Source organism: Streptomyces sp. NPDC060031, from assembly GCF_042736805.1.
GTDB lineage: Bacteria > Actinomycetota > Actinomycetes > Streptomycetales > Streptomycetaceae > Streptomyces.
In genome coordinates this window covers 1-21,483 of record NZ_JBHWVM010000111.1, presented here as the reverse complement: position 1 = coordinate 21,483, position 21,483 = coordinate 1, and the positions used below count along the sequence as shown (strand labels likewise).

The 21,483-nt window shown below is 74.8% G+C and carries 16 protein-coding genes; all 16 read right to left on the bottom strand.

Going from position 1 to position 21,483, the window contains the following annotated elements; genetic code table 11:
* Positions 1 to 37: 37 nt before the first annotated feature.
* Positions 38 to 778 carry a BTAD domain-containing putative transcriptional regulator gene (locus ACFWB8_RS32655; protein ID WP_385235404.1) on the bottom strand — a complete coding sequence of 247 codons (741 nt, stop codon included), beginning with the start codon at positions 776 to 778 and terminating at the stop codon, positions 38 to 40.
* A gap of 108 nt (positions 779 to 886) precedes the next feature.
* The gene (locus tag ACFWB8_RS32650; protein ID WP_385235401.1) at positions 887 to 4,336 is read right to left on the bottom strand and encodes a DUF4157 domain-containing protein; all 3,450 of its coding nucleotides are present in this window, start codon (positions 4,334 to 4,336) and stop codon (positions 887 to 889) included.
* A gap of 3 nt (positions 4,337 to 4,339) precedes the next feature.
* Complete coding sequence (locus ACFWB8_RS32645; RefSeq protein ID WP_385235398.1) at positions 4,340 to 5,818, bottom strand: DUF6519 domain-containing protein; 1,479 nt, start codon at positions 5,816 to 5,818, stop codon at positions 4,340 to 4,342.
* A 40-nt stretch (positions 5,819 to 5,858) separates the two neighbouring features.
* Positions 5,859 to 7,994: a hypothetical protein gene (locus ACFWB8_RS32640; RefSeq protein WP_385235395.1), complete on the bottom strand. Its 2,136-nt coding sequence runs from the start codon at positions 7,992 to 7,994 to the stop codon at positions 5,859 to 5,861.
* On the bottom strand, positions 7,991 to 11,377 hold the full coding sequence (locus tag ACFWB8_RS32635) for a putative baseplate assembly protein (protein ID WP_385235392.1): 3,387 nt from the start codon (positions 11,375 to 11,377) through the stop codon (positions 7,991 to 7,993). Before ACFWB8_RS32635 ends, ACFWB8_RS32640 begins: the two co-directional genes overlap by 4 nt.
* Positions 11,374 to 14,220: a putative baseplate assembly protein gene (locus ACFWB8_RS32630; protein WP_385235389.1), complete on the bottom strand. Its 2,847-nt coding sequence runs from the start codon at positions 14,218 to 14,220 to the stop codon at positions 11,374 to 11,376. Before ACFWB8_RS32630 ends, ACFWB8_RS32635 begins: the two co-directional genes overlap by 4 nt.
* Positions 14,217 to 14,588, bottom strand: a complete 372-nt coding sequence (locus tag ACFWB8_RS32625; protein WP_385235386.1) for a GPW/gp25 family protein — start codon at positions 14,586 to 14,588, stop codon at positions 14,217 to 14,219. Before ACFWB8_RS32625 ends, ACFWB8_RS32630 begins: the two co-directional genes overlap by 4 nt.
* The gene (locus ACFWB8_RS32620; protein WP_385235383.1) at positions 14,585 to 14,926 is read right to left on the bottom strand and encodes a hypothetical protein; all 342 of its coding nucleotides are present in this window, start codon (positions 14,924 to 14,926) and stop codon (positions 14,585 to 14,587) included. Before ACFWB8_RS32620 ends, ACFWB8_RS32625 begins: the two co-directional genes overlap by 4 nt.
* A gap of 5 nt (positions 14,927 to 14,931) precedes the next feature.
* Complete coding sequence (locus ACFWB8_RS32615; protein ID WP_385235380.1) at positions 14,932 to 15,465, bottom strand: phage baseplate assembly protein V; 534 nt, start codon at positions 15,463 to 15,465, stop codon at positions 14,932 to 14,934.
* A complete protein-coding gene (locus ACFWB8_RS32610) occupies positions 15,462 to 16,583 on the bottom strand; it encodes a hypothetical protein (protein WP_385235378.1) in 1,122 nt (373 codons plus the stop codon). The genes ACFWB8_RS32615 and ACFWB8_RS32610 overlap by 4 nt, the downstream gene beginning before the upstream one ends.
* Positions 16,576 to 16,914: a LysM domain-containing protein gene (locus ACFWB8_RS32605; RefSeq protein ID WP_385235375.1), complete on the bottom strand. Its 339-nt coding sequence runs from the start codon at positions 16,912 to 16,914 to the stop codon at positions 16,576 to 16,578. Before ACFWB8_RS32605 ends, ACFWB8_RS32610 begins: the two co-directional genes overlap by 8 nt.
* Positions 16,915 to 16,924: 10 nt before the next feature.
* Entirely contained in the window at positions 16,925 to 17,578 is a 654-nt protein-coding gene (locus tag ACFWB8_RS32600; protein WP_385235372.1) for a hypothetical protein, read from the bottom strand.
* Positions 17,575 to 17,862 carry a hypothetical protein gene (locus ACFWB8_RS32595; RefSeq protein WP_385235369.1) on the bottom strand — a complete coding sequence of 96 codons (288 nt, stop codon included), beginning with the start codon at positions 17,860 to 17,862 and terminating at the stop codon, positions 17,575 to 17,577. The genes ACFWB8_RS32600 and ACFWB8_RS32595 overlap by 4 nt, the downstream gene beginning before the upstream one ends.
* Positions 17,859 to 19,994 carry an ATP-binding protein gene (locus ACFWB8_RS32590; RefSeq protein WP_385235366.1) on the bottom strand — a complete coding sequence of 712 codons (2,136 nt, stop codon included), beginning with the start codon at positions 19,992 to 19,994 and terminating at the stop codon, positions 17,859 to 17,861. The genes ACFWB8_RS32595 and ACFWB8_RS32590 overlap by 4 nt, the downstream gene beginning before the upstream one ends.
* Positions 19,994 to 21,181 (bottom strand): DUF4255 domain-containing protein, encoded by a 1,188-nt coding sequence (locus tag ACFWB8_RS32585; RefSeq protein ID WP_385235363.1) that lies wholly within the window; start codon positions 21,179 to 21,181, stop codon positions 19,994 to 19,996. Before ACFWB8_RS32585 ends, ACFWB8_RS32590 begins: the two co-directional genes overlap by 1 nt.
* Complete coding sequence (locus ACFWB8_RS32580; protein WP_385235360.1) at positions 21,178 to 21,420, bottom strand: hypothetical protein; 243 nt, start codon at positions 21,418 to 21,420, stop codon at positions 21,178 to 21,180. The genes ACFWB8_RS32585 and ACFWB8_RS32580 overlap by 4 nt, the downstream gene beginning before the upstream one ends.
* Between the last annotated feature and the right edge of the window lie 63 nt (positions 21,421 to 21,483).

Here is a 21,483-nt window from a genome sequence, read left to right as displayed (position 1 = left end):
GGGGTGCGGGTGTGCGCGCGCTCCCGCCCCCACGGCGTCACCGCAAGCCCGCAGCCCCCGCGGCCCCCGCCGACCCCGGCGGAAGCATCGCCGTGAACCGGGCCGACGGCTCGAGCCCGAGCTCGGCGAAGACCAGGCGCCGAAAGGCCCCGTACTGGCGGACCGCCTCCACCGCGTTGTGCTCGGCCAGGTGCACCGCCACCACCGCCCGGTGCGCGCTCTCCCGCAGCGGCTCGATGCTCACGCAGGTGAGCGCCGCGTCCAGGGCGAGGGCGTGCCGCCCGGACCGGGTCAGCCGGGCGCTGAGCGATTCCAGCGCGTGCAGCCGCAGCTGGCGCAGCCGCTCCCGCTCGAAGAGCGTCCACTCCTCGTCCCAGCCGGGCAGCAGGTCCCCGGCGAACAGCAGACCCGCGCAGGGATCGTCGCCCGCGTCGCCGTCGGCGTCCACGACGCGCAGCGCCGTACGCAGGAAGGCGTGCACGTCGACCGTGACCTCCTCGCGGAGCGCGAGCATCTCGCCGCGGCTGTCGACGACGTGCTGCCCGCCCCGGCGCAGCCGCCACAGCGCGGTCCGCAGACTGCCCTGCGCGTGCACCTCCCCGGCCTCCGGCCACAGCGTCCCGGCAAGGACCCCGCGGCTGACGCTCCGGTTGAGCGCGAGGAAGGCCAGCAGTCGCTGCCCGGGAGCCTCGACGGCGACCGCGCCGGCCGCCGCCTCCAGCCGGAACGTACCCAGCAGGCGCAGTACGGGTGCCGGCAGCGACGTGTCGTACGGCATCGATCTCCTCTCCCTGTGCTCCCTCTCCCTTCCCCGCACGCGGGTCTACGAACGCACTCGTCCGGGTGGTGCCCCGGCCCGCCGGTGGACGTTGACGCAGGCCGGGTCTCAGCGGCCGCGGACCGTGTCGCGGATCCAGTTCTGGATCGTGACGGTCAGATCGGCGTCCTTGGTCTTCCACCGCAGGACGTCAGCGGGGTCGGGGTAGTAGTTGGAGGCGTTCTCCCACGCCGACCAACTGCGGGGACCTTTGGATGAGTTCGCGGACGCGTCCATGAGGACGAGGTTGTCCTTGCGGACCGCGAGCTGATGGCGTTCCAAGGGCTTCAACTTGTTGAAGCCCTCCATCTGCGACATGCGGTCCAACGAGACGACGTGGTCGACCTCCAGCCCCCCCGAGGACGAACGCAGCTTTCCGACCTGGTCGATCGTGGCCGACCCCGAGATCTCGGCACGCTCAGCGGAGCCGTTGAAGAATGCCCGCATGCGCTTGACCGGGCTGATCCGGGCCGTCTCGGCGAGCCGCTCGGCCGCCAGGTACTGTGCCCTCGCCCGGGAGATGGCGCCCTGTTCCGTCCACGTCGTGCCGTCGCGCCCCACGTGGCGTACGTCGTCGAGGCCCTCGAGGTTGTCGCGCAGTTCCGCGATCCGCGCGTGATCCGTTGCCCCGGAGGCGGTCTTCGGCCCCCCCTTCAGCTCCTTCAGGCTCTCTGCCCGGAGCATGCGCAACGACCGGAGTTCGTCCGCGGCACTGCCGAGGGCCTCCTGCGCCCGGATCTGTTCGCGCGTCGGGGGGCGCCAGGCCTTCGCCTCCGCCAGGATCGAATCGAACTCGCTCACGCCGCCGGCCGTCCGGGCGGCGGCTGCCCGGTCGATGAACTCCAGCGCCGTGGCCTCGTCCATCTTGTGCTTCGCGCCGGCGTCGACGATCGCCTCCACCTCCTTGAAGGCCGCCTCGAGTTCGTTCTTGGCGGCCTTGGGGAGCTTGGTCACGTCGCCCAGGAGTTGCAGCAGCTGCTTCTGCTTGCGCAGCTTCGTGAACGAGCTCACACCCATCCTGACGAGGTGGTAGAAGCCCTTCATGACCAGCCTGAGGTCGACCGCCCCGGCGAAACCCATGGGCCGGCTCGCGATCTTGCCGATCACCTGCTCCAGGCCCTTGGTGGCCGCCGCCTGTGTCGTGAGCGCGTCCTTGAGCCCCTGTTCGAGTCCCTTCGCCTCGTCGATCTTCGCGGCGAGGGTCTTGAAACGGGCCGCGGCCGACTCCGCGTCCGACGCGGCGGAGAACTCGCGCAGCGGACCTTCGAGTGAGGCGAGCCCTTTCGCCGACCCTTTGAGCACCAGGGCCGCTGTCGTCCCGAGGTCCAGCGCGGCCGCTGCCACGGCCACCACGACCCACGCGAGCGAGGGGTCGTCCGTGATGAACGACAGCCGGAACTCGGCGGACTGCTTCTGGTACTCCTTCACCGCCTCCACGGCCTGGTAGACACTGATCACCGTGTTCCCGACGAGCGCGGGCGCGGCCACCCACCCGCCGACGGGCACGAGGAGCGCGAGGACGAGGGCGATGATCCCGAAGACGACGGCCGAGAAGATGTGATCCTGGCGCACGGACTCGACGTGGTCGTCCACGATCTGGCCGTAGACGTTGTCGGAGTCGGCCCCCAGGCTGTCCTTGGTCACCGACACGAGCTTGGGCTGGCTGAAGACGCGGTCGGGATCGCGGCTGAGCTCGGAGCGGGCCTGGGCGGTATCCGCTCGCCGGGCGTTGATCACCCCCAGCAGGTACTGCAGGGTGCCGGGCTCGTCGAGCCCGGCGAGTTTCTCGCGGTCGGTGGCGCGGCCCAGCTTCTCCGGGTCGATGATGGGATCATCGCCGGCCGCGGTCACCACCGCCTTTTCGGCCGAGTTCCGCAACGAGTCGGCCTCGGCGCTGTACTCGGACGATTCCTGTGCTGCCTGGAGCATGCTGGAGGAGGAATCCGGATCGGCGCTGATGCGGGCGAGCCTTGCCTGCGACTCCTTCTCGGCGGCTGCCGCGTAGTCGGCGCGCGCGTTGGTCCTGGCGATGCCGGAGACGAGCGACCCGACGTAGCCGGGAGTCCGCAGCTTGCGCTCCTCCTCGTACAGGAGGTGGTCGTAGTGGTCGAGGACGTCGAGCGCGATGTTCACGGCCTCGGTGCGGAAGCGCAGCCGGTAGGTGGCCACCGCGCTCAGGAACGCCCGTTCGTCGGCGAACCCGTGAAGTGCCAGGGCCGCGTTGAACTCGTCTTCGGCCTCCGAGGCCCGGCGCCACATGTCGGGCTTGTAGCCGATGTACGGACTGGCCTGGATATTTTGCTGATGGAGGGCGTTCTTGTGCTTCCACAGCCGGTACAGCTCCTCGCACCCGAACAGCGTGGCCGCGGCCTCCTCGGTGCGCTCCGCGTCGGCCTCGCGACTGCGCTGCTGGGCTTCGAACCGGCCGATCGACGCGTCGAGCTCGGCCCAGTCCGCCGTCGTCCCGGTGATCTTGTCCCGGTACGCCGCACGCTGGGCCGGGGTCAGGGCGTCGAGCCTGCGGCCGAGGCGCAGGACGTTCTCGTAGTCCTCGGGTACCAGCGGCTTCTGTCCGGCGAAGAGGATGGCCTTGACGTCCGCGGGCAGGGCGTGGATCTCCCGGAGCAGTTCGTGCTCGCTCGCCACGTCGGCGCGGGCCCCGAGCCAGCGTGCGCGCAGGGTGGCGTCCTCGGGGCCCGTGCCCAGCTTCGTACCCGGCGCAAGAGCGTTCTGCTCCCAGAAGCGCTGGTCCGCCTCCGCGTTGATCTGCTCCCGTTCGGCCTGGGGGAGCCGGTCGAGCGCGGTCTGGGTGACATCGGTGACGGTCAGCCAGATCCCGTGGCGGGCCACGTCATCGGCCGTCGCCGACAGCCCGCCCGGCTTGTTCCAGTGCCACAGGGGAACCCGCCGGGTGATCTCCGCCTGGTCCACGCTCCGGTAGTACTGGGCGACGAACGCGCGCAGCAGCTCGACCGGGCCCATCTCGCGGGTTACCGGCACCCAGAACGGGCGGCCCTTGCCCTTCGTCTTCTTCCCGGTCGCGGGCAGGGGCTTCCTGTGGAGCCTGCCCAGGCCCTCGCCGCGGGCCTGCTGCGCCACGTGGGCCAGTTCGTGGGCCAGCAGCCGCTGCCCCGCGCCCGAGCCGGGCCGGACGCCGTCCCCGAGGACGATGTGCCGGCCGACCGTGTAGGCCTGCGCGCCCAGGGCCGCGGCCGAGTCGGCGGCGCCCCGCCCGGTGTGCACCCGGACCTGGGACAGGTCCCAGCCCAGCCGGGGCTCCATGTCCGCCCGCGTCGCGGAGTCCAGGGGAGCCCCGGCGGTCCCCGTCGGCGAGGCCGCCGAGTCCAGCCGCGGCATCGGGCGTACGGCCCCGTGCGCGAGGGACTCGTACCGCTCGGCGAACCGGTCGGCCGCCGCCTCGAGGCGCCCGTCGGCCGCCGGGGCCTCGGGCTCGGCGGCCCGCGACAGGGCCCGCCGCTCGGTCCGGGCGGGGACGGCGGGCACCTCGCGCGGGGCCACGGCTCACCCCTCCGCGGGGAACAGCGGGGCGAACGTCGTCACCAGCGGGACGGGGTCACCCGCCCCGGCGGGCAGATAGGCCAGCGGCGCGTAGTGGTAGACCACGCCGTGCGGCAGGACGGCGGCCGGACCGTCCTCCTCCTGCGGCCAGACGACGTCGCCGGGGATCGTGCGGGCCGGGACCAGCCAGTGGTCGCCCCGCCGGAAGCGACCCGGCGTCCGCTCCCCCCTCTCCCCGTCCCTCCGCGTCGGCTGGGGCTGATGGCGACTGCCGAAGCGGACCTCCACCCCGTCCTCCAGCGCGATCCAGGTGTCGAGGACCACCGGCAGGGCGTCCGCGCCCGGCTCCGGACGATGGTCCCAGCGCCGCAGGTACGGGTGCAGTTCCGGGTCCCCGCCCACGGTGAGCGGCGGCTGCCCGCCGGGCGGCCCGGCGCCCGGATCGGCGTCGAGGGTGACGGTGCGGCCGGGCACGTCGACCGCGACGACCTGGTGGACGCGCTGCGGCGGGGCGCCCGGCACCTCGTCCGCGGCGTGCACCGCCGTGGCGTCGTCGACGAGTTCGACCCAGTCCCCGACGTCCAGCCCCAGCCGGTGGTCCCGGCCCCAGGTCTCCAGCGTCACGACCGGTCCCGCGACCGAGGCCACGGGCAGGGCCACCGAGGCGTTCTCCCGCGACCAGACGAAGGTCGCCACGGGCGCCTCGGGCTGCTGGTCCCTGCCCGCGCCACCCCGGCGGCGGGGCCGCACCACCCGGCCCCCGTCGCCATCGGGGAACAGGCCGACCCCCGAGGTGTGGATCTGCACCCGGTAGAGCTGGTTCTCCGGACCCCGGAACCGCGCCCGGGGCGCGATGACGCAGGCGTCGACCGGCCCCTTCGGCTCGTGCCGGGCCCGCGCGGCCATCAGCCCGGCCGGTGCGTACAGTCCGTCCAGCCAGGACCGGAACCAGGCGGACGCCTCCGCGCTCCCGGGATCCTCCCGTTCCCCGAAGCCGTGCAGGACGACCTGCCACACGACCTTGGCCCGGGCCGCCGTGTCCGGGCCCGCGCCGCCGAGCGCGATCTCGCGGATGGCCGGGTCCTGGATCGCGGTGATCTCCCGCTCCCAGGCGCGCAGGTAGGCGAGCGCCGGCCCGTCCGGTACGGGGGCCGTCTCCGGGTCGACGTAGCCCTCGGGCTGGGTCAGGTAGGTGGTCCGGGCGTCGTTCTCGACGAGCACCCCGTCCACGTACAGGCGCCCGACGCCGATCGTGAGGTCGCGGTCCGGGTCCTGCGCGATCCGGGTCAGGGTGAAACCCGGTGCGTCCCGCGGGGCCGCCGCCGGCCCGAGCACGTCGGCGACGACGGTGCGCAGATAGTGCAGCAGGACGGCGGTCTGCTCGTTCGCGTCCGCGTCGAGGGTGACCCGGCCCTGTTGGTGGACGATCCGCGAATAGTGCTTCGACGGGTCGAACGAGACGCGCGAGATGTCGACGGACAAGAGTTTCCTCCTCGGTGACGCGATGGGGGATGACGTGGTGTCAGGTGACGAGCAGGACGCCGCTCGACGTGCCGGCCGGCGTGTACTGCGCCAGCCGCCTGCGCAGTCCGTCCTCGCGTTGGGGCTGGAACAGGTCGTGGAAGGCGCCGAGTTCGGAGCCGTCCTCGGCCCCCCGCCGGATCTCCCGCGCACACGCGGAGGAGAGCTGCCCGTAGCCGGGCGTCCCGTACGTGGTGCTCGTGAACCGGGGCACGACACGGGCCGGATCCCCGGACGTGGCCGGCTCGCAGTGGAACGGCGCGGGCGTCCGCGACCCCGGTGGCAGGTAGCAGAACCGGACGCAGCCGCGCTGGCGCACCGAGACGTGGACCAGCCCGTCCAGCAGGCAGTTCTCCACGAGCCCGACCTCGTGCGTGCGCACCGAGCCGATCACCGTCGTGCGCCGGGCGGAAAATTCGGCGTACGCGCACCCGTCCTCGCGGCCGCCGAGCGCGGGCAGTTCCGCCGACGTGGCGTCGAGGATCGAGTCGGAGAGGAAGATCCGGTTCGGGCCGGTGCACTCCTCGTCCGCCTCCACCACGATCGCCCCGGTGATGCTGTGGCGGACCTCCAGGCAGGCCGGGGTCCGGACGAGTTCGAGGCCCGGCTCCCCGGGGTGCTCGCAGCAGCAGTCCTCGCCCAGCGACCAGCCGGGCACGAGCGTGCAGTGGCTGACCTCCACCCGCCCGACCGGGCCCTGCAGGCGCACGCTCCGTCCGGTCACCAGCAGCCCGGCCAGCCGCACCGACGGCAGCGGGCCCGAGCCCCGCCCGGTGCCGATCAACCGCAGCGCGTCCGGGCGGTTGGCGTACCAGTCGAGCAGCCGCAGGACTGGCCGGCTGCCGGGCGCCGCCCGCAGGGTGAGCCGGTCGCCGTGGTCGAGCCGGATCTCGATCTGCTCCTGGAACGCCACCGACCCGACGAGCTCGATCACCGCCTCGCGGCGAGCCGGGTGGGCGCGCTTGTCCTCGTACCAGCGTGTGACCGCGTCCATCAGCCGCTCGAACTCCTGCCCGGGCCCCACCCGGTAGAAGGCCGCCCGCGGTCCCGCGGGCGCGACGGCCACCGGATACTCCCCACCGCCCATGGGCGCCGAGAAGGCGTGCTGGTAGCTCACCCGCACCCCCGAGTCGGGCGCCGAGCGCGCCGGGAAGGCGATCCGGCCCAGCACCGGGTCCACGGCGACCTGCCCGCGCCGGGGCGCCTGGCCCCAGTCGGACAGGTCCGCCGCGACGATCGCCGACAGCGGCACCGGCGTGTCCCCTTCGGTCCAGATGCACAGGCTCTTGCCCGGACCGTAGTAGTGGGCCGTGCGCTCCTCGAACGCGCGCCGCCGGATGAAGGCGGGCACGTTCGTCTCGTCCGCGACGTGCGTCGGCGCCGGTTCGCGCACGGGCAGGGTCACCAGCGGGGTGTCATTGCCGAGGATGCTGAAGGTGTAGTGGCTGCGGTCGCGGTCGGTGCAATAGGCGGGCGCCCGGGTGAGGCAGTGCGCGCCGAGCCGCCACACGAACAGCCCGACACCCGACACCCCTTCGTGTCCGGGGCTGTACGCCGACTCGATGCGGCGTACGTCGACGGTGTGGGACAGCCGGTCGAACGGACCGTCGAGCAGGTCGAGTTCCTCCCCGCGCCGCAGATCCGCCAGACCGCCGACGCGCAGCCGGTCCTCGATGTCCCGCGAGTACGCCGCGTACCGTCGTACGGGCTGGTCGTGTCCGAGCGTCGTACGGAACTCCACCGCCCGCGCGGGCCAGTCGGCGACATCGCGCGCCAACTCCTCCAGCACGGCCAGCGTGCCCTTGCGGCGCCGGCCGGCGATGGTACGGGCGACGTCGCGCCGGGGTGCGACCACGGCGGCCAGCCGCTTCGCCTCCTCGCCGCCGCGCGCCAGCGCCTCCTCGTACCCGGGCAGCGCCTCGTACCCGACCAGGGCCCCGATGTAGGGCAGCACCCAGTCCTGGCAGGTCTCCACGAACCAGTCGGCGTACTGCCGGCGCACCGACTCCCGTACGAGGGCGCGCTGTTCCTCCACGACGGCCAGCAGCGCCCGCAGCGCGAAGCCCTCCTCGGCGTCCCGGCGTCGGTGGAGCGCCGGCAGCAGTTCGTACAGGGTCCGTTCCGCACCGGTGGTCACGGCAGCCTCCGCAGGATCAGGGTCTCGGGCAGGTCGGGGGTCATGACGGCGAGCTGGGCCGGGCGGACGTCCCTTGCGACGACGAGGCGCCGACCCCGCTCCAACACCGGGGAGCGCAGGCCCGGGTTGAGGGCGACCAGCTCCTCGACCCGTACGCCGTACCGCACGGCGACCGAGGTCAGCGTGTCGGCGGTGCCCGTCGGGTCCGAGCCCACGTCGTGCACGAGCGGTTCGGCCCGCGCCGGCAGCGCCTCCACCGTCCGCGCCGCGCCCCGCAGGGCCGAGCCGAGGTCGACGAGCGCCAGCGGATCGGCGGCCGCCGCGATCCCGGCGAACACGTCGACGTCGACGTGGTCCACCCCCGGCACCGCCTGCATCGCGGCCAGCACCCGGCTGAGGAGGGCCGGTTCGGCGAGGTCGCGCGCGGCGAAGCCGAGTACGCCGAGCACGGCGGCCCGTACCGCCGGCTCGACGGTCTCGAAGGAGTGGTCGGGCAGCACCTTGAGGCCCGCCGAGAGGACCAGCAGCACGAGCTCGCGGACGTCGACCCGGACCGGGAGGTGCGGATCCCCGAAGTCGCTCAGTGCGGCGGACAGGGAGCCCAGCAGCGGATCCGAGACGGAGAGCGGCACATCGCCGGCCCCGGCGACCGTGACGTGGACGCTCTCGCACCGGCCGTCGAAGAGCAGGGCGGCCGCGGCCCGGCCGATCCCGGCGCGGGCGCGCGCGAAGTCGGCGTAGTCCCGTACGGACAGCAGCCGGTCCAGGGCGCGGGTGCGCAGCGGGATCCCGGCGCGGGTGTCGCGCGGGCCGTCGGCGGCCGCGGCGCCCGTGGCGGCGAGCGGATTGGTCACCGCGTTCACCCCGAGCGGGCGGCTGACGGCCTGGGTGATCCGGCCGGGCGGCAGATTGCCCTCCGGGCCCGCGCCGACCCGGTAGACGGCGGTGACGTTCTCCACCCCGGTCGGCAGCCGGGACCCGTGCACGCCGTCGCCGAAGGAGATCGTCGCCGTGCCCGCCGCGTCCTGGGCGAGTCCGTACGCCTGGTCGGCCGGCCCGAGCAGCGAGAGGTCCTCGGCCCGGTGCCGGCGGACGGCGTCCACCCGTACGGTCAGTGCGGGTTCGGCGCCGCCCGGGGTGTCGGCGGGCAGGTACGTCAGCGGCGCGGCCGTCGTGACCTGGCGCAGCGCGAAGGACTGCCCGGGCCGCGCGGCGTCCCCGCTGCCGAGGACCTCCGAGCGGGTCTCGCCCTGCGTGGCGGGCACGACGTTGCCGTGGACGGTCACCGAGTCGCGGCGGTAGGTGTAGGTGAGCGGCGCCGCGAGGACGAGCGTCGTGTGCACGGTGTCGCCGCCCGTGTCCGCGCCGACGCCCTGGCGGACCGCGGCGAGCATGGCCGGCTCGCTGCCGAGGACGCCGGTCGTGCCCGGTACGTCGGTCCGCTCGCCGGAGACGACCAGCCGGCGGCCGGGCAGCAGCCCGGGGCAGACCTGCGCGAGCTCGATCAGGCTGCCCGCGACGTCGTCGGTGACCGGGTCCTCGGCGAGGGTCAGGTCCTCGCCCGCCGCCCACACGGTGATGTCCCCGTACGGGACGGCCTGCTCGCCCGGGGGATCGGCGTGCCAGGGACCGTCCACGGTGAGCCGGGTGACGGGCACGAAGACGGCCGGAGCGCCGGCCGGGGTGGGGAACGGCAACCGCAGCTGGGTGGCTTCGACGACGCCCACCACACGGGCGGGGTGCGGCGGGCGCGCCTGCTCGGCGAGCACCCGGGTGCCGGGCAGCACACCGTCGTGGTGACCCTCCAGATAGAGGTACTCGGCGCCCTCGGGCGGTGTCCCGTGGTGCGGATCGACGGCCGGGTCCAGGGGCCGCGCCTTGACGCGCAGCACCTGGACGCCCGCGTTCTGCCGGGGCGGGGCGATCCGCTGCGTGGCCCAGGCCTGGTGGACGCCGCCGGCCAGGCGGGGGTCGGCCGCGGCGAGCAGTCCGGGCACGGAGTCGCTGGACGCGTCCCACAGTTCGCACAGGCCCGTGCTCAGATCGCGGCCCGCCGCCGGGAGCCCGGGCGGGGTGCGGCGCAGCGCGGGGAGCACCGAGGAGGTGGCCACGAGCGCGGTGGCCCGGTCGCAGTCGCGGGAGCCACAGCCGTCGCGGTCCGCGACCCGCTCCCGGTCCGGGTCCCGCCGGCGGTCCAGGTCCCGCTCCCGGTCCGGGTCCGGGTCCCGCTCCCGGTCCGGGTCCTCGGCCTCGGTCCGTTCGCGGCCGAGGCCGGGGCAGGTCAGGCTGTGTGCGAGCTCGCGCAGGTACTCGACCTCGGGCAGGCTGCGGCGCCGTTCGGCGGCCACGGCGACGAGCGCCGCGCGCACCGCCCGTACGGCGGCGGTGACGTCATCGGCCATCCACCCGGCCAGGGCCGTGTTCGACCGGGCCGCCGTGAAGGCGACGCCCTCGCCCAGCAGCCGGGAGGCGTCGGCGAGCCGCCAGTACGTACGGCTCGCGGGACCGCCGTCCGGGGCGAGCCGGTCGATCGCCGCCGCGATCGCCGTCCGCAGCACCGCCGCGGCCGGTACCGGGGGGCCGCTGTCGGAGGCGGTCAGGAGCGCGTCCAGGGCCGCCTCGACGGGGTCGGCGGGGGAGAGCGGGACGAGGTCGACGACGGTGAGCGCGGCCTGGTAGTCGGCGGTGGCGGCCGCCGCGACCCGGACGGCCGGCGCGTGGGCCGTACCGAACAGCAGCAGCAGCCGGTCGCCGGGCTTGATGCCCAGCGCGGGCCCCGCGAAGGTGAGGCGCTCCAGCTGCTGCGCCGTCCGCGCCTCCAGCCGGGGCGGCGCGGTCATCCGTACGGCGAGGGTGTTCCACCGGGCGTCGGCCGGCAGGTCCTCGGACGTCTCGAAGGCCTGCGGGAGCTGACCCTGCGCGGGCACGCTCTTGGCCTGCGACCCGGCCGGTACGACGGCCCGCGCGCCCGGGTCGAGCGTGTACGCCAGGTACCCGCCGGCGCCCAGGGCCGGGCGCGGCCGGTGGCCGACCAGCCGGCCGAGCCGGACCAGCGACTCCGGCTCGACGGCCGTGGCCAGGTAGCCCTCCTGCGCGTGGCGCTCCCCGTAGAAGGTCAGGATGTCCGCGACCACGGCCCAGCAGTCGAGCAGCGCGACGGCCGGATCATCGGCGGTGCGGGCGGTCAGCCGTTCCAACTCCGGTCGACCCGACAGGCGTTCGAGCATCGAGGCCATGAACTGCCCGTGCGTGCCCACGCGGTAGGCCAGCGCGGACAGGCCCGGCGGGTTGTACGTGGACGCCGGGGTCGCCGGACCCCCCGCGCCGCCGCACCCGCACCCGCAGCCCCCGCAGCCGCCCCCGCACGCACCGTGCCCGGTCATCGCCCGCCCCCGATCCGCAGTTCCAGTACGCCGTTCTCCGGCCGGGCAGGATCGGCGTCGAGCCGGGCGATCTCGTCCGGCCGCAGCAGCAGCACCCCGTCGCGCAGCGCGTCCGGCGACGGCTCGAAGAGCCGCTCCAGCGCGGTGACCCCGACCGACAGCACGCCGGGCACGGCCGCGACCGCCGCGACGATCCGGCTCACCCGCACCGGCGTGGCGAAGGTCAGCGCGTCGGGGTGGAAGAAGGCCGGCGTACCGTCGGCCAGCACCCCGTGCCCCAGCACCCGCGCCACGGCCGCGCGCACGTGCCCGGCCACCGCCGACGGCTCGGCCTCCACGCACAGCGCGAGCCGCAGCGGCACCTGCCGGGCCGGCCCCACGCGCACCTCGTGCCCGATCCGCCGCACCCGGTAGAGCCGTTCCCGCACCTGGTCGAGCAGCCCGTCCGGTGCGGTGTCGACGCCCAGCGCGTCCACCGCCACCTGCGCCTCGTACCAGGAGCCGGTCCACCGCAGCCGGGCGCCCGCCTGCTGGACGCCGGGCACCTCGCCGGCCAGCGCCGCGTAGTCCGCCTCGGTGACGGCCCGCAGCTGCCGCCGGGCCGCGTCCCCCGGGGCGCGCCTGCGCACCTGCGCGAGCGGCTCGGGGTCGACGCCGCCGGTGGCGGGCAGCGGATTGCGCACCCGCACCGTGACCCCCGACACCCCGCACAGCTCGACGGTGTCGAGCGCCTCCGCCCCGACGTTGCCCGCCGACCCGTTCCCGAGCCGGTAGCGGATCCGCAGCGCGGACCCCGGCGCGGGCACGGCGCCGGCCCGGCCGTCGCCGAAGCGCAGCCCGAGCACGCCGTCGTCGTCGAGCTCGCCCACGAAGGCACGGTCGGCCGGCCCGCAGTCGAGCAGGTCGCGCCGGGGCAGCCAGGACCCGGCGTCGTCGCCGACCGCGGTGACCTCCACGGAGGGCAGCGCCTCCCGGGGATTGGGCGCCAGCGCCCGCGCGGCCGGTCCGCGCAAAACGGCGCGCGCCGGATCGAGCGCGCCGCTCTCGGCCTCGCCCCAGGTCTGCCCGATCTCCCAGCCCTCGTCACCGGCCCGCAGGACGTACCCGGCCCGGGCCCGGCAGGCGAGTTCGCCCAGCCGGGCGAGTTTGCGCGCCAGCAGCTCGTCGAAACGGGCCGCCAGGGTGCGCAGCGCGGCCACCGGGTCGGTCCCCATCGGCAGCCGGCGCAGTGCCGCCGCGCCGAAGACGGTCGTCAGCCAGGCGAGCGCCGCCCCGTCGGGACGCCGGCCCTCCTCGGCGGCGTGCAGCAGGGCCAGCAGCCGCTCCCGGGCCCGGCCGGCGACCCCGTCGAGCCGCCCGGCCTGCGCCCGCGCCACGTCCGCGGGCAGCGGGAAGGGCACCGTCCAACTGACCGGGATCGTCCCGCCGTCGCCCGGCACCCGCGGAGAGAACCGCTCCGGCAGCGGCGGGTACGCGGGCAGCAGCGCCTGGCCGCGGGTGTCGGCGCACCCGAAGTCCGGCGGGCACGGGCACCCGGGGACGCCCTCCGGCCGCTGGGGCCAGGTCGCCCGTTCCGGTTCCGCGCCGCACCACGTACGGCTCGCCCCGTGCTCGACGAGTACGGCATTGCCCCGGGCCACGGCGACCTCCAGCGGGGTGCACCGCGGCCCCCCGACGGCGCTGACCCGCAGCGGGAACCCGAGGGCATCCTCCGCGGCCCACTCCACCTCCAGCAGGTGCTGCCCGTACAGGCCGTCGACGGAGCGCCGGACCCCGACGAGCCGCACCGCCTGCCGGTGGCCGCGGTCGGCGTCGGCCGGCAGCCCGGTCGCCGCCCCGAGGACCTCCTCGAAGACGATGACGTCCCCCGGTTCGAGGCGGAGCCGGTGTTCGCCCTCGCCGTCCCGCAGCGCCGCGGCGGTCGCCCCGGCCGGCAGGGAGAACTCCGGCTCCCCCCAGGCCCACAGCGCGATCCGGCCGTGCGCCGGACGCACCGTGACCGGCTCGGCGCGCACCGGCTCGAAGACCTGCCCGCCGGCCCGGAAGCGGAAGGTCCCGGCGGGCAGGGTGACCTTCGAGTCCGCGGACAGGCAGACGAAGGCCCGCGCGGCGCAGCCGTCGTGCATCGGGTAGTCGACGAGCCGCACGTGGCGGCGCACCGACGTCCGCAGCCGGGCGGTGTCCAGGTAGGCCTCGGCGGCGACGGCGTCCTGCTCGCAGCTCAACTGGTCCCCGGCGTACGCGAGGAGCTCGACCAGCGTGATCATCAGGTCGGCGGCGTGCCGCTCGCCCCACTCGGGCATGGTCAGGCCGAGCCGTTCCAGCAGGACCCGGCGCAGACTGGCGTAGTCCTTGGCGAGGTAGTCCAGGACCGGCTCGGGGAACACCTCGGGCCCGCACGGTTCGGGCCGGCAGTCCACCAGCGCCGGGCAGTCCTGGCCGAACGTGAACTCGACGGACGCGAAGAACGGGTCGAAACCCGCCAGGGGCTCGGTGCCAGGCCGCCCGAACGGGTCGGTCCGTACCAGCCGCAGGCGGTAGGTGGAGATGTCGCCCGGACGGTCCACCTCCAGCCGCACCCGGCCGGGCAGCTCGGAGTCCGGATCGGCTTCGGGATCGGCTTCGGGACCGGGATCGGATTCGGCCGAGACCACCCGCAGGTCCCGGGCGACGACCCCGCCGTCGATGCGGAAGTTGGCCGGGACCAGTCCTTCGGGCACCGGACCGAAGAGCGTGACGGTGAGCCGGGTGCGGCCCTCGTCCACCGTCACGGCCTCGATCCCGCCCAGGCCGGCGGCGCGGGCGTCCCGTGCCCGTACGGCCAGCGTGCGCTCGCCGCTCACCTGATCACCCCGCTGTCGAAGGTTTCGGTCCGGACGCCGCCGGTGGCCAGGAGTACGTAACCGATCTCGATCCGCAGCGTGGAGTCCTCGGCCGTGACGGCGAGCGTCCTGACGGCGATGACATCGCCGAGCCAGCGGTGCAGTGCCCCCTGGACGGTCACCTGCAAGGCGGCCGCGAGGTCCGGGCTGTTCAGCTCGAAGACCAGGTCGAGCAGACCGCAGCCGAAGTCGGGCCGGTTGACCCGCTCGCCGGGGCTGGTGAAGAGGACCTGCTCGATCATGTCGCGCACGTGGTCCTCGTGGCCGGTGAGCCGCGTGCCCCCGGTGCGGGCGATCCCGAACGGGAAGTCGACGTCCAAGGCGCTCACCCCGCCGTCACACGGAGCTGGCCGGCCAGGACCATCGGAGTCGTCGGGGGCGGCCCGGCGCACACGCCGGAGCCGGGCACCGGACCGGTCGGCGGGAACTCCTGGACGAGCACCGGCTGCCCGCCGGCCAGCACCCGCGCCGCGAGTCCCGTCCAGAGCACCTTCGTACACGGAGGGGAACCGCTCACGCCCGGACAGCCGGTGACGACCAGCTGGTCCAGGGTGGTGGCCAGCGGCGCGCCGTCGGCCAGCACCCGGGTCTGGGCGGGAGTGTCCTGCACCTTGGCGAGGTGCCCGCAGGTGACCGCGGTCGCGGTCGTGACGACTACACCCGGCATCGCGCTCACCCCGGCAGCACGGTGAGCGCGCCGTTGCCGAGGTCGATCCCGGCCTGCGTCACCTTGATCGTCGGCCCGGCGGCGGAGGCGCCGATCTCGACCCCGCCCTCGTAGAGCCGGATGTACGGGCCCGCCGGGCCCTTCAGCTGCAGCAGGATGCCGCCGGCGGGCCCGCCGAGGTCGGAGATCAGCAGACAGCTCTGGGCGGGCGTCCCGATGACCACCTGAGGTACGCCGTCCGGCGCGGCCTGCGCCGCGGGCGGCACCTCCCCGGCCCCGCCGCGCCAGAAGCCGGTCCACACGGCCCGTTCGGGGTCGCCGTCCACGAACTGCACCCACACACCGGAGTCGACCAGCGGGACGATGTACATCCCGCTCGCCAGCCCGGCCAGCGGAGTCGCCGGGCTCGCCCAGATGCACGGGTCGTTGCCGAGCACGTCGCAGACCCTCACCAGGAGCCGTCCGGAGCGCAGTTGGTCCAGATTGGAGACCACGACCCCCTGGTACAGGCCGTGGTACTTCTTCGCATCCTTCGTCACGGGATCACCACCGGGGTCAGAGAGCCGAGGCCGTCGCGGGTGAGGGTGAAGCTCTGCTTGTACTCGCCGCGTCTGATGTCGTGCGTGACGCTCGAGACGTAGTACAGCCCGTCGTACGCGAGGCCCGCGCCGCGTACGCCCACCAGCCGCCGGGCGCGCAGCACGTGCCCGTAGCGCAGCACGTCGAGCTTCCCGGTCCCGCGGATCGCGTCGGCCGAAGCCGAGGTGCGGCTCAGTCCCAGCAGCAGCGCCTCGGCCACCGACCGGTCGCTGAGGTCCGGCACCGGCTCTTGCTTGAGCGTCACCGACGGGCGCGCCGCGAGCGGGGGGTGCAGCAGGCTGATGTCGGGGACCGGCAGGGTGATCTGCACTTTGCTCGTGGGCTCCGTGAGGGCGACGGTGTACTGGGTGCGGGAGAGCCCGTCGTACGTGAACGACAGGGTCTCGGCGGTGGCCGCGGCCCCCGCCCCGAGCGTCAGCGCCGGCTGGACGAGCCCGGCGCGGACCTCGGGGCCCCAGTAGGCGAGGCTGGTCCCCGGGACCGGGCCGGGCTCCAGGAAGAACACGTAGCCGACCTCGGAGGCCATGGCCTTGAGGTACTCCAGGTCGGTGCCCGCCTGGATCGGGATGTGCACCAGCGGGTTCGGCACGTCGGTGAACACGGGCGGCACCGCCACCGGGGTGATCCCGTACATGGCGTACTTGGCGCAGATCGCCATGACCCGTGCCTGGTGCGGCAGTCCGGGGAAGCACTCCCGCTCGTGGCGCATGTCCATCAGGACGGACAGGTCCTCGCCGGTGATCGTCAGCACCGAGCCGCCGGGCTCCGCGCTCGGCGACAGCTCCTGCTGGGTGATGACCCCGTCCGCGAGGACGGTCGGGGTGCCGGTGACGACGGCGACCAGGACCACCCGGATGCCGGGGTCGAAGAAGCCCAGCGGCAGCAGCGACTGCTGGATCACCGAGCGGGCGCTCACGGCGAAGGTCAGCTGGAAGCCGCTCGCCTGCCCCGACGAGGTGGTGACCCGGACCGACTGGAGGGCGTCGGTCAGCGGGGCGGGCACCGGGACGGCGAGCATCGGCCCCATCAGGAGCATCAGTTGGAGACCGCTAGCCACCGAGACCCCCGCCCGCGTCGAGCACGCTCGCGCCCTGCGGCATCCCGGCGGGCAGGGTGATCCGCAGCCGCCGGCCCGGGACGGCCGTCAGCGACTCGGGGGCCAGGACCCGGTGTGCGTCGGCGATCCGCCACGCCTGCTCGGGATCGCCGAGCTCCCGGGCGGCGATGTGGTCCAGGCGCTCGCCCGCCGCGACGGCGTGCGTGGTGAGCGTGGTCAGGGTGTCCGGGTCCGGCGGGAACCGGCGCCGGACGTAGGTGACGGTCCGGCCGCCCGGGAGCGTGTGCTCGGCGGTCGGGACGTTCTGGTAGCGGCTCGTGGCAGAGAACACGCGGGCTCCTTCACAGACTCGTCAGGCCGAGATCGGACGGGGTGCGGGTGACCTGGCCGGCGAACCGCTCGCGGGCCTGGTGGTGTTGGAGGTAGAGCAGCCCGCCCTTGTGACGGAAGCCGAGGTCGTCGACGGTCAACACCCGTGCGCCGATCGAGACCTTGGCCCGGATCGGGTTCAGCGCCGTGTCGAAGGCCTCCTCGGCCACCGTGAACTCCGTGATCCGCACCGGCAGCACCCGGCTGCGCCCGAGCACGAGCACCGTCAACGGGGCCTCGACCGGAGCCACCTCGATCATGCCGAAGCCGGCCATCCGGTCCTCGGCGAGGAGCTGCGCGACGCTCGGGTAGAAGCCGCTCTCCAGGGCCGCCAGTACGGGGAGCAGCCCGCTCTGCGCCTCCACCGGGTGCGCGTCGGGATCGTCGAGCTGCTCGGTGGCGTCGAACTCCGCCTCGAACTTGTACGTCTCGTGCGGCGGCCCCTTGAGCCGCTGGGCCTCCAGCCGGTCCCCGGGCTCCGGGCCGATGCCCTGCGGCTGGACCGTGCGGGTCAGGGAGTCGGGGTTGAACTGGAACGGAACCGTCCGCAGCGGGCGGCCCGTGTCCGGGTCGAGCAGCACGAAGCCGCCGCGCACCACCCGGGGCGCTCCGGGGAATCCGGTCATGCCCGCCCCCGCCCCGCGCCCGGCGCGAGTACGGCGTGCAGCGACCGGGCGACCGCCCTGCCGAACACCTCCGCCCCGCCGGGTCCCTCGGGCCGCGACAGGGGGACGACGACCGAGCGGGCCGTGCGCGGGACCCACGGCCCCGCCGCGCGGGCGGCTGCGAACAGCGTGGCGAGTTCGCCGCGGAGCGCGGCCCGAAAGGCCTCGTCCTGGTGCGCAGGGAGCCGCTCCCCGAAGTCCCTGCCGTCCACCACCAGCCGTTCGATGTGCACTACCACCCTCATGACGGCACCTCACTGTGCGGATCGGCGGGCCGCGACCAGGCGAAGTCCCGCTCGCGCACCGGCTGCTGGAGCTTGCGGAACTCCTCCCGGGCCGCCTGGAGCACGAGCGGCATGGTGATTGCGCCCCCGTCCGCCGCGGCGAGGAAGGCGGAGTTGACCGCGATGTTGCGGGCCATGGCCCCGCTCACGTCGAGCCGCGCGAGCCGGTCGTAGTCCAGCTCGTGGCGGCCCGGCGCGTGCTCCGGGAACGCCTTGCGCCAGATCTCCCGGCGCTGCGCGACGTCCGGGAACGGGAACTCGACGACGAACCGAAGCCGGCGGACGAGGGCGGCATCCAGCGTCGAGCGCATGTTGGTCGCCATGATCGCCAACCCGCGGTAGGACTCCATGCGTTGGAGCAGGTAGTCGATCTGCACGTTCGCGTACCGGTCGTGGGCGTCCTTGACCTCGCTGCGCTTGCCGAGCAGCGCCTCGGCCTCGTCCATGAACAGCACGGCGCCGCCCGCCTCGGCCGCGTCGAAGAGCCGGCGCAGGTTCTTCTCGGTCTCGCCGATGTACTTGCTCATCACGGCGGACAGGTCCGTGCGGTACAGGTCCAGGCCCAGCTCCCGGGCCAGCACCTCGGCCGCCATCGTCTTGCCCGTCCCGCTCGGCCCGGCGAACAGCGCCGTCACCCCGAGCCCGCGGGTCAGCCGCTCTCCGAAACCCCACGTGTCGTAGACCGTCTCCTGCCGGACCACCTGGTCGGCGATCTGCCGCATCAGGACTTCGGCGTGCGCGGGCAGCACGATGTCCTCCCAGCCGACCTCGGGGCGCAGCCGCTGGGCCAGGCCGTCGAGCCGCGGCCGGGTGCGCGCCAGGCACGCCTCCCACACCCGGTCCGGCCCGCTCGCCTCGGCCACCTCCGCGATCGCGGGCACGTCCAGCGCGAACTGCCGCGCGAGCAGGTCGACATGGACGGAGCCCGCCGCCGGACCGAGCGCCTCGCGCCAGGCCGCGGCCCGCTCGCGCGGGGTGGGCGGCGCGACGTCGACGACCACGGCGCTGCGCCCGAGGTCGGGGCTCGCGTCGCGGGAGCCGACGAACACCGGCGCGCCCATCCGCGCGAGGAACCGCCCGAGGGCGCAGGGGTCGTACCCGCCGTGCGCGTCGTCGTCCGCGTCGACGTACAGGGCTACGGGCATCAGCCCGGCCTCCCGCTCCCACAGCCGGGCCAGCCGGTCGGCGTCCGCCGCCCGCTCGGGCAGCAGCGCGACCGGCAGCCGGTAGGCGGTCAGCCCGAACGAGGCCGCCGCGCGGGCCGCGACGAGCCGTTTGCTGCCCGGCTGCGCCCCGACGAGGTGGACGACGGGCGCCGGGGAGCGTTCCCAGGCTGCCGCGCACCGGGCGACGGCGGCCTGCTGGGAGGCGGGCAGCGCCGCGTGCACGGCGGGCCGCAGCCGGGTGACGAGGACGGTGAGCCGCTCGTCGAGGTGGTCGAGTCCCTTGACGTAGTCGACGATCCGCTCGTCGGCGCGGACCGGACTGGTCACCAGCGCGGAGCCGGCGGCATGACTGATCTCGACGAGCCGCCAGAACCGCAGCGGACCGTGCGAAGAGATCGCCTCCCACGAGGGAACGGGCAGCACGGCGAGGGCCAGCCCGAAGGTGGGGAAGGCCATCGCCTCACTGCCGTGCGCGGCCGCGAACAGCGCCCCCATGGCCGGCGCCAACTCCTCGGCCAGGCACATGAGCAGGACGTCGCGCTCGAACCGGCTCAGGCCGAGCTGCCGGGCGAGCGCCACCAGGGGCGGCGGTGGCACGGCCGCCTCGGCTTCCGCGATCCGGGCCGCGGCGGCCGCGAGGTCGTCGGCGGTGGGCGTGTCCGCCCCGGACCGGGCGCGGTCGGCCGGGCTCGCGGCCACCGCGGCCGGCGCCACGTGGTGCCTGCGCCCCCACGGCAGCGGCGGGCGCCCCTCGGCCTCCGGGCGGGCGGGAGCGGGCACGGGGTCGGATACGGGTTTGGGCGTGGGCCCGGGGAGGGCCGGGCGCTCCGGCCCGGGCAGCCCCTCGGCGTGCCGGCGCAGCACGAGGCGCAGCCAGTCCAGGGAGGCGCTGAGGAACCGCGCGTTGTCGCCGTCGGTAGCGTGCATCAGATCACCGTCAGCCGCTGGGCCGGGTCGTACACGGGCGGGTTCGCCGTGCGGTCGAGGACGAGGAGGCTGTCGACTCCGTCCACCCGCAGACGCATGAGGTGTTCGCCGGGACGGGCCCCCTCGACCGTGAACCGCGCGGTGTCCCCGGTGGCATCGTCGGCGGCGTGCGCGTTCCCGCCGAGCAGCAGGGAGATCCGCTGCCCGTCGGCGAAGGGCGGCTCGGCGCGTACGACGACCTCGGCGTCCCCTTGGGTGTCGCGCACGACGGTGGCGGGCATCAGGCTGGTGATCCGCGGGGCGAGGGCGAGGTACCAGGGCCCGACGGGCAGTTCGGCGGGCGGGGACCCGGACAGCAGGGTCACCGCGCAGATGCCCGCGGGCAGCCCCGCCGGCAGGGTGAGGTCCGGCGCCTGCGAGGTGCTCACCGGAACGTCCACGGACCCGGCGGAGGTCAGGTGGGCGAGCCGGACGGCGCTCACCCCGGACAGGTTCGCGCCGTACAGCTCCACGGAGTCCCCGACCCGGGCGGCGCTCTGGCCGCCGGGGTAGCGCACGCCGTCGATCCTCGGCGTCGTCGACCGGACGTCGGCCGCGGGCCCGGGGGCGCGGCCGTCGGTACCGCGGGTGAGCACCGGCGCGGGCGTGCGCGCCGGACGCTTGGAGTCGATGAGGACGGCCCGTACCTCGAAGGCCGTGGTCAGCCGGTAGGGCGTCTGGAAGACGCTCCACAGGGAGTAGATGTCCTTCTCCTCGAAGGCGTGCCAGGTGATCCGGACGCTGTCCACCTGCCGGGCGATGTCGCTGTAGGGGGCGGTCTGGGCCAGGTCGGCCCGGGTCAGCACGGGCCGGGTGTGCAGTGCCTGGAGCGCCCCGCCGAGCAGCCGGTGCGCCACCAGGTCGTTGTGGTCCGGTACGTACGGCGTGAGGAGGTAGCGCAGTACGAGGGGCAGCGCCGGCTCCGCGCTCTCGCCGGGCAGCTGTTGCTGCGGCGGCTCGTTGCGCAGCTCGGCGGCCATCCCGGTCTGGTAGAGGAACAGGTTGACCAGGGCCTCCTGCGCGGTCGGGTTGACCTGGTCCGGCGGGCGGACCACCGCGGTCGCCCCGGCCAGGACGGTCCTGATGCCGTCCTGGACCAGTGCCCGCAGCGTCTCGGTCACCGCCTCGATGGCCCGTGCGTCGCTCATCGGGCACCCCCCGAGCGCCGGCGCAGATACTCCTCGAGCGGTACGGCGGGCTGGCGCGGCTGCCTGCGGGCGGTGGCGGCCTCGGCGGCCGCGGCGGTGCGCGGCGGATTGGAGCGGATCTCCAGGCGGCCGATGGTGATGTGAACGGTCGTCTCCTCGGGCGCCGGTGCGGCGGCGGGCCGGCGCGTCCGCTCCGGCCGGGCGGCCCGCGCCTCCACGGGCTGCTGCGGCGACCACACCGGCCGAGCTCCGCTTCCACGACATCCCCGGCTCCGGCGGCATCACCCTCAAGGGCAACGTCT